Annotated in this window: 9 protein-coding genes and 1 riboswitch; of the genes, 2 read left to right on the top strand and 7 right to left on the bottom strand. The window is 72.2% G+C overall.

Going from position 1 to position 9,102, the window contains the following annotated elements; translation table 11 throughout:
* Window positions 1-64 precede the first annotated feature (64 nt).
* Both DBR36_RS03265 and DBR36_RS03260 read right to left on the bottom strand, forming a co-directional pair.
* Window positions 65-568 (bottom strand): SRPBCC family protein, encoded by a 504-nt coding sequence (locus tag DBR36_RS03265; protein WP_108317545.1) that lies wholly within the window; start codon window positions 566-568, stop codon window positions 65-67.
* 165 nt (window positions 569-733) lie between these two features.
* Entirely contained in the window at window positions 734-1,933 is a 1,200-nt protein-coding gene (locus DBR36_RS03260) for an ATP-binding protein (RefSeq protein ID WP_181373459.1), read from the bottom strand.
* A 115-nt stretch (window positions 1,934-2,048) separates the two neighbouring features.
* Here DBR36_RS03260 and DBR36_RS03255 point away from each other — a divergent pair, with 115 nt between their 5' ends.
* On the top strand, window positions 2,049-2,312 hold the full coding sequence (locus DBR36_RS03255; protein ID WP_108317544.1) for a hypothetical protein: 264 nt from the start codon (window positions 2,049-2,051) through the stop codon (window positions 2,310-2,312).
* A gap of 66 nt (window positions 2,313-2,378) precedes the next feature.
* On the opposite strand, the gene DBR36_RS03250 is transcribed toward DBR36_RS03255, so the two are convergent.
* The 5 genes from DBR36_RS03250 to DBR36_RS03230 all read right to left on the bottom strand — a co-directional run bounded on the left by DBR36_RS03250 (window position 2,379) and on the right by DBR36_RS03230 (window position 6,988).
* Entirely contained in the window at window positions 2,379-3,695 is a 1,317-nt protein-coding gene (locus tag DBR36_RS03250) for a hypothetical protein (RefSeq protein WP_146185193.1), read from the bottom strand.
* Between the two features lie 129 nt (window positions 3,696-3,824).
* Entirely contained in the window at window positions 3,825-4,148 is a 324-nt protein-coding gene (locus tag DBR36_RS03245; protein WP_108317542.1) for a multidrug efflux SMR transporter, read from the bottom strand.
* A gap of 10 nt (window positions 4,149-4,158) precedes the next feature.
* Window positions 4,159-4,223: riboswitch (guanidine-III (ykkC-III) riboswitch) on the bottom strand.
* A 256-nt stretch (window positions 4,224-4,479) separates the two neighbouring features.
* On the bottom strand, window positions 4,480-5,340 hold the full coding sequence (locus DBR36_RS03240; RefSeq protein WP_181373458.1) for a CPBP family intramembrane glutamic endopeptidase: 861 nt from the start codon (window positions 5,338-5,340) through the stop codon (window positions 4,480-4,482).
* Window positions 5,337-6,062: a tRNA (guanosine(46)-N7)-methyltransferase TrmB gene (trmB, locus tag DBR36_RS03235; protein WP_108317546.1), complete on the bottom strand. Its 726-nt coding sequence runs from the start codon at window positions 6,060-6,062 to the stop codon at window positions 5,337-5,339. Before trmB ends, DBR36_RS03240 begins: the two co-directional genes overlap by 4 nt.
* 92 nt (window positions 6,063-6,154) lie before the next feature.
* Complete coding sequence (locus tag DBR36_RS03230) at window positions 6,155-6,988, bottom strand: DUF3097 domain-containing protein (protein ID WP_108317541.1); 834 nt, start codon at window positions 6,986-6,988, stop codon at window positions 6,155-6,157.
* Window positions 6,989-7,112: 124 nt separating this feature from the next.
* Between DBR36_RS03230 and DBR36_RS03225 the strand changes: the two genes are divergently transcribed.
* On the top strand, window positions 7,113-9,102 hold a 1,990-nt coding region (locus DBR36_RS03225), incomplete at its 3' end, for a TPM domain-containing protein (RefSeq protein ID WP_146185192.1).

Genomic DNA, 9,102 nt, shown 5'->3' with positions numbered 1-9,102 from the left:
AGCGTCACCGCCGCCGCCAGGCCGTTGGGCCCCGAGCCCACGATGATCGCGTCGTAGCTCTCGCTCATCGCTGCAGGGGCTCCTTCTCGGCGGTCGAGGCATGGCCGATCGCGCTCGCGCCGCCGGTGGTACCGGGCGCTCCGCCCTCGGCGAGGTAGGCGAGGCGGTGCAGCGTCTCGGCGTTGCGCCACCGGGTGACGGCGTCGAAGACGGTGTCGGGCAGGATCTTGGTGGGGCCGGTCACCGGCTCTTCTTGGATGCGCACGACGCACGCGTCTCCGCGCGGCTTGACGTCGATGGCCACGCGGGCGACGCCGATCGGGCCGCCGTGCGGCTCGAGAACGGCACGGCGGGGCGGATCCCACACCCGCATCACGGTGGTGTCGTTCACCAGCAGCGGCCACGAGCCGAAGGAGTGGTGCAGGGTCGCCCCCTCGGTGGGCCAGTCCTCGCCCACGTCGCGCATGCGCGACGTGCCCACCACCCACAGGGGGTAGAGCCAGCCGTTCTCGAGCACGCGGAACACGTCGTCGGGGGTGCAGTGCAACAGGCGGACATTGCGGGCCATGCGCCGATCCTCCCCGTCGAGGAGGTGCGGACGGATGCCACGAGAAGCCGCCTCGACCCCGCCCACGCTACGGTCACCCACCGACACCCGTCGCGGAGGTTGCGCCCCGACGCGCGTCCCGGTATCGCGCCGACCGGAACCGCCCGCGAACCGACGGCGCCGCGCTCACGCCGCCGCGGCACCCCGCTGACGCGCGGCCGCCGGCAGGACGAACCACGCGCGCGTGCCGCCCGCGGGCGAGACGTCCAGGCCGATCGAGCCGCCGTGCGCGTCGACGATGCGGCGGCAGGTCGCCAGGCCGATGCCGATGCCCTGCACGTCGGCCCCGTGGTTGCGCTGCATCGGCTCGAACACGCGCTCGCGCATCTCGGGCTCGACCGCATCGCCGTTGTCGTCCACCGTGATGCGCCACCCGTCGGGCAGCACCTCGACGCTCACGCGCACCTCGGGCACCCGCTCGGCGGCCACCGTGAACTTCACCGCGTTCGCGATGAGGTTCTGCAGCAGCACCCGCAGCAGGGTGTCGTCGCCGCGGACGAAGGTCTCGGCATCCACCGTCACCGTGGCACCCGTGGCGACGAGGGCGCCGTCGAGGTCCTCGAGCACCGCGTCGACGGTCTCGGCCACGTCGACCTCGCCCAGGTGCGGCCGCGTGCCCCCCATGCGCGCGAAGTCGAGCAGGTCGGCGACCATCGCGCTCATGCGGGCGGCCGCGGCCTCGGCGCGCGCGAGCGAACGCGCCGCCCGCGGTGCCGCCGCCATCTCGGGGCTGTCGGCCGCCAGTTCGAGAAAGCCCGTCAGCGCGGTGAGGGGGTTTCGCAGGTCATGGCTGACCTGCGCCGCGAAGCTCTCGAGCTGGGCGTTGGATTCGACGAGGTCGCGCTGCACGCGCCGCAGCTCGAGGACGTCGATGACCTGGTGGGCGAGCAGATCGAGAGCGCGGCTGCTGGCATCCGAGAGTTCTCCGACCTCGTCGTCGAAGACGCAGAGCGTGCCGATCGCCACCCCGTCGGGGGTGATGAGCGGGCTCGAGGCGTAGAAGCGGACGTTCGCGACCTCACCGGTGACGAAGGCGTTCGCAGCGAAACGGGAGTCCAGACGCGCGTCGGGGACGACGACGCGACCGGGATTCGCGATCACCGCGGCGCACATCGAGTCCTCGCGCGAGCAGGTGGCCGCCTGGATGCCGACCGCCGCGACCTGGTGCTGCATACGGTCGTCGATGATGTTGATGACCGCCGTCGGCACGGCGCACACGGTCGCCGCGAGCTCGACCAGACCTTGCAGGTCGGGCTCGGGCGGTTCGCCCACGAGTCGATACTGCGCGATGGCCTCTCGCCTGGTCACATCGTGTGCGGTCGACACATTCCCCCCTGCGGTCGTTCTGCCCGGCGACGAGCCTAGCGTCCGGCGGTTACACCGTCGCGACCCGATCGGGAAGGGGCTCGCGCAGGCGGGCCGGGACGCGCAGAGTCGGCCCATGAGCACACCGAGCCCCTTCCCCGGATCCCCCGCCGAGCCGACCGCGCCCACGCCGTCGGAGCCCACGGCACCCACGCCCGCCGAACCGACGATCCCGCTCACGCCCGAGACGCAGCCCGGGCCGGCCTCCGGTGGCGACGGCGGTGCGGGCGCCTTCGCCCGGGAGCAGGGCGACGCCGTCGGCTCCGCCGAGATGGATGCCGACAACGCCGTCGAGCAGGACGTGATCGACGCCGTCGACCCCGGCGGCTCGCCCGACTGATCTCTTCTAGAGAACGCGGAAGGGCGGTGCCGATCGGCACCGCCCTTCCGTCCGTTCAGGAGCGGATCACGGGTTTCCGCGGGTCCACAGCAGCAGGATGGCGACGAGCTGCAGAACCACGCACCCCGCGAGGATCGCCACGCGACGCCGCGGCGTCGAGGACCAGCGCTCATCGCCCAGCAGGGGGGCCATGGGCATAAGCAGGCGGAAGGTGCTTTGCTGCGGCAGGAAGACCGCGAGGATGTACACGCCGTAGCTGAAGCCGTAGGCCACGACCATGAGGCCCAGCTTGCGGACGGGGCGCGACCACATGAGCGCGAGGAAGCCGACGATCAGCGCCACGACGAGCACGACGCCCACGACGCCGAGGTGCGTCGCCGCCTGACGGAACCACGGCGTGAAGGGCGTGAACTCGTCGTTGCCGACGTAGTCGAGCCACCAGCCGAGCTCGGTGCGGATGTAGGCGTTGTGCGTGCCGGTGACGTACTGCGCGATGTGGTTCCACGACAGGCCGGCGACCGCGATCGTCAGACCCGAGGCCATGAGCGACGCCCACTCGCGCACCGGGAACGGATCGACCTTGCGACGGAAGAAGCGGACGAGGAACACGATGCCCAGCGCCAGACCCAGCGCGAGCACGCCCGGACGCGTGTAGGCGGTGATCAGGCCGATCGGCAGGATCCACAGGTAGCGCCGCTTGATCGCCAGCAGCATGCCCGCGAACATCAGCAGCATGAACAGGCCCTCGCTGTAGCCGATGACGAAGAGGAACGACATCGGGGCGAACGAGAAGAACACCATGCCCCACCACGCCGGCTGGGGCTTGGTGACGGTGCGCAGCAGCACGAAGAGCAGCCACGTCGCGCCGAGGCTCGCGCCCAGGCTGAGCAGGACCGCGACCGGCTGCCATCCCAGACCCGTCGCGCCCGAGATCACGCGGACGAGCGTGGGGAACACCGGCAGGAACGCCCAGTTGTTCGGCAGGATGTCGCCCGACACGTTCATCGGCAACGACATGGGGTAGCCCTGCGCCGCGATCTGGCCGTAGCGGTCGGCATCCCACCCCGTGAGGTAGTCGAAGAAGGTGCCGAGGCGCTCGCTGTCGGGACCGAAGCCCCAGCGGGCCGCCTTGGCCACCGAGTAGAAACCCCACAGCAGGCCGAAGTTGACGACGCGCGCGATTGCCCACAGCGCGAGCACCCTGACGAAGGCGCCGCGTTCGATGGGGACGACGCCCTCGGGGGCGCGCAGCACGTCTGCGCCGTACTGGCGCAGCGCCCGTCCGACGCGGGAATCACGTAGACGGTCGAGACGTCGCGACGGACGCCCGATGACCCTCGACGGTTGCGTCGGGGTGACAAGCTCGCTCGGCGGTGCGCTCACTCGGAACCTTTCACAGGGAAGATGTGGGCGAGTGACGACGGTGTCGGGCCCGGACAAGTGCAGTTGGGGTGGATCGTACCGGATGAAACCGAGCGTTCCATCCGGTTGACTTCGAGCGGAATCCCCTGATCAGTGGGCGTCGCCGACGACTTTGAGGCCGATGACGCAACCCACCAGCCCCAGGATCAGCAGAACTTTCACCACCGAGATCGCCTCGGCGCCCGAGATCATCCCCACCACGACCGTCAGCGCGGCCCCGATGCCCACCCAGATGGCGTAAGCGGTACCGGTCGGGATCTCGCGCATCGCGTAGGCGAGCCCGGCCATCGACGCGACCAGCGCGACGCCGAACACGACGCTCGGCCACAGCTTGGTGAACCCCTCGGAACGGCCCAGAGCCGTGGCCCACACGGCTTCGAGGACACCCGAGACGATGAGGACGATCCACGACATGACGATGCTCCTTGGCCAGTCTTGTCGCAGTCCGGGTACTGATCCCTCGTCCGGGGACGCGGAGGGCGTCCACGGCCCAGCGTAGCGGTCGCACCTGGGCAGGGCCCGTGCAGCCGATCCGCTCCCCCCACCCTCGCCCGCCCTCGCCCGTCCTCGATAAACGCCGTGCCTGTCGAGACATGCTGCGACGCCGCGTGTCTCGACACGATCGGCGTTTATCGAGGACAGCGCGGCGACGGCGACGCGGCGGTCACCTAAGACAGCGCGGCGGTCACCGACGCCGGCGACGCGGCGGTCACCGACGACGACGCGGGGACGGCGGCATCCGTGATCAGATCAGGAAGATGGATGCCGCGCCGGGGTTGTGCGCGTGCACGAGGACCCCGAAGACGACGGCGTCGAACAGCAGGTGCACCGTCACGACGTACCAGAGCGACCGGGTCTTCAAGAAGAGGAAGCCCTGCACGATCGCGAAGGGGATCGTCAGCAGCGGCCCCCACGCCTGGTAGCCGAGCTCCCACAGGAACGAGACGAAGACGATCGCCTGCAGGATGTTCGCGGTCAGGTCGGGGAAGTGCCGGCGCAGCAGCACGAAGACCGTGCAGATGAAGAACAGCTCGTCCCAGATGCCGACCGCGCCCACCCCCACGAACAGACGCGCGATGAGGTCGGGCGTGGTCACCTCCGGCCAGTTCGTGTAGACGCCCGAGGTGATGAAGTAGAACGGCAGGATCAGGTAGCCGAGCACGATGACGCCGGCCAGCCACGCCCACTGCCACCAGGTCCAGCGTCCGCCACCACGCCAGGGGAAACGGATCGCGTAGTCGCGGTAGACGAAGCGCGAGACGACGTAGGGCACGACCACCGCCCCGCCCAGAGCGAGGGTGAACCGCACGAAGGCCGCGTTGTCGAGCTCGGCCTGCAGCGGGATGAGGCTGACGATGAACTGCCCGAGGGCGACGAGCGAGACGTCGCGGGCGATGCTCGGCTCGGCCCCGCGGGCGAGGGGCACCCCCGCGCGCCGGTAGACGAGGATCGCGGATGCCACGGCGAGCGCGAGCAGGATCCAGCCCAGCCACACGATCTGGACGACGAAGAGGACCGGGGCGGCGAGACACACCGACAGTGCCGGGATGAGCTTGGGCGTCCAGGTCGAACGCTCGCGGACCGGCACCGCGGTGTGCGCGGTCACGGTGAGACCCGCGTGTAGGTCAGGTCGCGGATGTCGCGTCCCACGCGCAGCCCCTTGCGCTCGAACGCGGTGAGGACGCGCCCCTCGAAGCGCTCCGCCCACTCCCCCGCGAACGCCCGCTCGAAGGCCGGGGCCTCGTCGAGCACGTCGCGCATCTGATCGGCGTAGTCCTGCCAGTCGGTCGCCAGACGGAGCGTGCCGCCGGGACGGATCGCCCCCGCCGCGATCCGGGCGAAGTCGGGGGCGACGAGACGGCGCTTGGTGTGCTTGTTCTTGTGCCACGGATCGGGGAAGAACACCCACAGCTCGTCGACCGACGCCGCCGGCAGCAGGTGCTGGAGCGCCTCTGGGGCGTTGGCCTCGACGAGCCGCAGGTTTCGCACGCCCTCGCGATCGGCATCCAGCATGGTGCGTGCGAGCCCGGCCGTGAACACCTCGACGGCGAGGAAATCGGTGTCGGGGTGCGCGGCCGCGGCCGACACGATCTGGTGGCCCTGCCCCGAACCGATCTCGACGACCAGGCGCGCCGCGCGGCCGTAGACCTCCGCCGGGTCGATCGCGGTGCCCGCCTTGACGCTCGTCGCGGCGGCGGCCCGCTCGACCGGCAGCAGGTAGAAGGGCGAGAGCTCGGCCCAGGCCCGGTCCTGCGCCTCGGACATGCGTCCGCTGCGCCGGACGAACGACACCGGCTTGTCGCGGAACACGGGGGCGGCGGCATCCATGTCCTCCAGGCTATCCGCCGCGTCCTGTCGCTTCCCGCCCGCGGAAGCGACGGATTCCGACGACTCGCGCGAGAGCGCGCGCTTGCGGCCGCTCACGGGACGGTCACGAAGTCGATGAGCTCCTCGACGCGGCCGAGCAGGGCCGGTTCGAGGTCGCGGAACGTGGTCACCCGCGACAGGATGTGCTGCCACGCGCGGGCGGTGTCGGCCTGCTCCTCGGCGGGCCAGCCGAGGGCGCGGCAGACGCCGACCTTCCACTCGATGCCGCGGGGCACCTCGGGCCAGGCGGCGATACCCAGCGCGCGGGGGGTGACGCACTGCCACACGTCGACGAAGGGGTGGCCGACGATGCGCACGTGGGCGCCGTGGCGCCCCCGCGCGATCTTGTCGGCGATGCGCGACTCCTTCGAGTTCGGCACCAGGTGGTCCACCAAAACCCCGTAACGGCGCTCGGCCGTGGGGGGTTCGGCATCCAGCTTCTCTTCGAGCAGGTCGACGCCCTCGAGGAACTCGACCACGACGCCCTCGGCGCGCAGGTCCGCGCCCCACACCTTCTCGACGAGTTCGGCGTCGTGCTTGCCCTCGACGAAGATGCGACTCGCGCGGGCGGTGCGCGCACGCTGGTCTTCGGCCGCGAAGGATCCGGATGCCGTCCGTGTGCGCCCCTTCGCCGCGGCGGCCGGCGCGGTGAGAACGACCGCGGCCCCGTCGACGAGGAAGCCGCCGCCGAGCGGGAACAGGCGCCTCTTGCCGAAGCGGTCCTCGAGCTCGACGTTCATGCCGTCCACGCGGGTCACCGCGCCGACGAAGCCGTCGCCGACGACCTCGACCACGAGATCCGCGGATGCCGCCACGGGGGCGGGCTTCTTGCGGCCGGCGTCGCGCCAGCCACGCGCGAGCACGTCCGTGCCGTAGCGGTCGTCCATCGTGTACCTCCGAACGTCTGAGCCTAGGCGGCGCCCCGGTGCGTCCGCCGGGGACGCGCCGCTCCTACCCCCGTGTCGGCGGTCGTGCATAGGGTGGAGGACACCCGGCGCCGAAGGAGGATGGATGCGACACCCGAGGGTGGCACGTGCGATCACGACGGTGGTGGTCGCCGCGGCCGGGGTGCTGGTCTCCCCCTGGAGCGCGGCTGCCGTCGCTCCCCCGTCGCTCGGCTCGAGCTACGTGCTCGACCAAGCCGGGGTCCTCACCGACGCGCAAGAGGCCGAGGTGCAGTCCCGCCTCATCACGCTGGGCGATCAGACGGGGCTCGACCTGTGGGTGGTCTACGTCGACGGGTTCACCGACCCGCCGGCCGCCGAGGACTGGGCCAACGAGACCGCCAACCGCAACAACCTCGGTCCGCACCAGTATCTGCTCGCGGTGGCGATCGAGGGCGACACGTTCTCGTTCTACCTCTCGGGCGACGTCGACGACGGCGAGCTCTCGGCCGCACAGCTGAGCGCGATCGAGCAGGACCGCGTCCAACCCGCCCTCGAGGCCGGCGACGACGCCGGAGCCGCGATCGCCGCCGCCGACGGCATCCGCACCGCTCACGCCCAGTCGGGCGGCAATCAGCCCGCTCCGCCGCCGACCCCGGCCACGCAGTCCGGTCCCGCCCTGGGGCCGATCGTGCTGGTGGGGCTGCTGCTCGCGGTCATCGCCGGTGCCCTCGTGTGGCTCGCGCTGCGACGACGGCGCCGCACGGCCGAGGGCCCGGGAGCCGGACCGACCGAGAACATCGACGAGCTGTCGCGGCGCGCCGGCTCGGCGCTGGTCGCCACCGACGACGCCGTCAGGACCAGCGAGCAAGAGCTCGGCTTCGCCCGCGCGCAGTTCGGCGACGACGCCGCGGCCCCCTTCACCGAGGTGCTCGCTCAGGCCAAAGCCGACCTCGACCGCGCCTTCTCGCTCCAGCAGCAGCTCGACGACGATCAGCCCGAGACCGACGAGCAGCGCCGCGCCGCCTACGTCGAGATCCTGCGGCTGTGCGCCGGCATCGACGAATCCCTGGATGCCAAGGCCGCCGCCTTCGACGAGCTGCGCGCCCTCGAGGCCGATGCCCCGGCTGCCCTCACGGCCCTGGCCGCGCGCCGCGGCGAGCTCGCGTCCACCGTCACCGGCGCCGACGCCGAGCTCGACGACCTGCGCGGGCGCTACACCGATGACGCCCTCGCACCCATCGCCGACAACCCTGCGCAGGCACGGACGCGCCTCGAACTCGCCGCCCACCAAGAGGCCGAGGCCGACGCGGCCCTGGCGGCGGGTCGGACCGGCGACGCGGCCGTGGCGATCCGCGCCGCGCAAGCCGCCCTGGCCCAGGCCGAGGCGCTGCGGACGGCGATCACCGCGCGCGGCGCAGATCTCGACCAGGCACGGCAACGCGCCGCAGCGCTCGTCGCCGAGCTCGAGGGTGACCTCGCGGCCGCCGCCGAGCTGCCCGACGCCGACGGTCGGGTCGCCGGGGCGATCGCGTCCACGCGCGCGCAGCTCGACGCCGGGCGCGCCGCGCTGACGGCGGCGCGTACCGACCCCCTGCGCGCGGCCGAGACGCTGCAGCAGGCGAACGCCACGATCGACGCGGTGCTCGCTCAGGTGCGCGACGAGGCTGAACGCCGGCGCCGCGCCGGGACGCAGCTCGACGCGACGCTCGCGCAGGCGCGGGCGCAGGTTCGCGCGACCGAGGACTTCATCGCCGCGCGGCGCGGCGCCGTGGGCGCCACCGCGCGCACGCGTCTGGCCGAGGCCGGAGCAGCCCTCGTGCAGGCGGAGCAGCTGCGCGCAGACGACCCCGAGGGCGCTCTCGCCCTCGCCCAGCGCGCCGCCGGGCTCGCCGATCAGGCCGCGTCCGCCGCGCAGAGCGACGTCGGGTCGTTCGGCGGCGGCGGAGGAGGAGGCGGCGACCTGATGGGCGCCATCCTCGGCGGCATCGCCGTCAACACCCTGCTCGGCGGCGGCTCGGGCCGACGCGGCGGCTTCGGCGGCGGCGGTCTCGGAGGCCTGGGCGGCCTCGGCGGCGGCTTCGGCTCCGGCGGCTTCGGCACCGGCGGCTCCCGCG

It is taken from the genome of Microbacterium sp. HMWF026 (assembly GCF_003061325.1).
In the GTDB taxonomy this organism is placed as follows: Bacteria; Actinomycetota; Actinomycetes; order Actinomycetales; family Microbacteriaceae; genus Microbacterium; species Microbacterium testaceum_E.
Note: the sequence above shows the minus strand (reverse complement) of the source record. Positions and strands in the feature narration are given on the sequence as shown.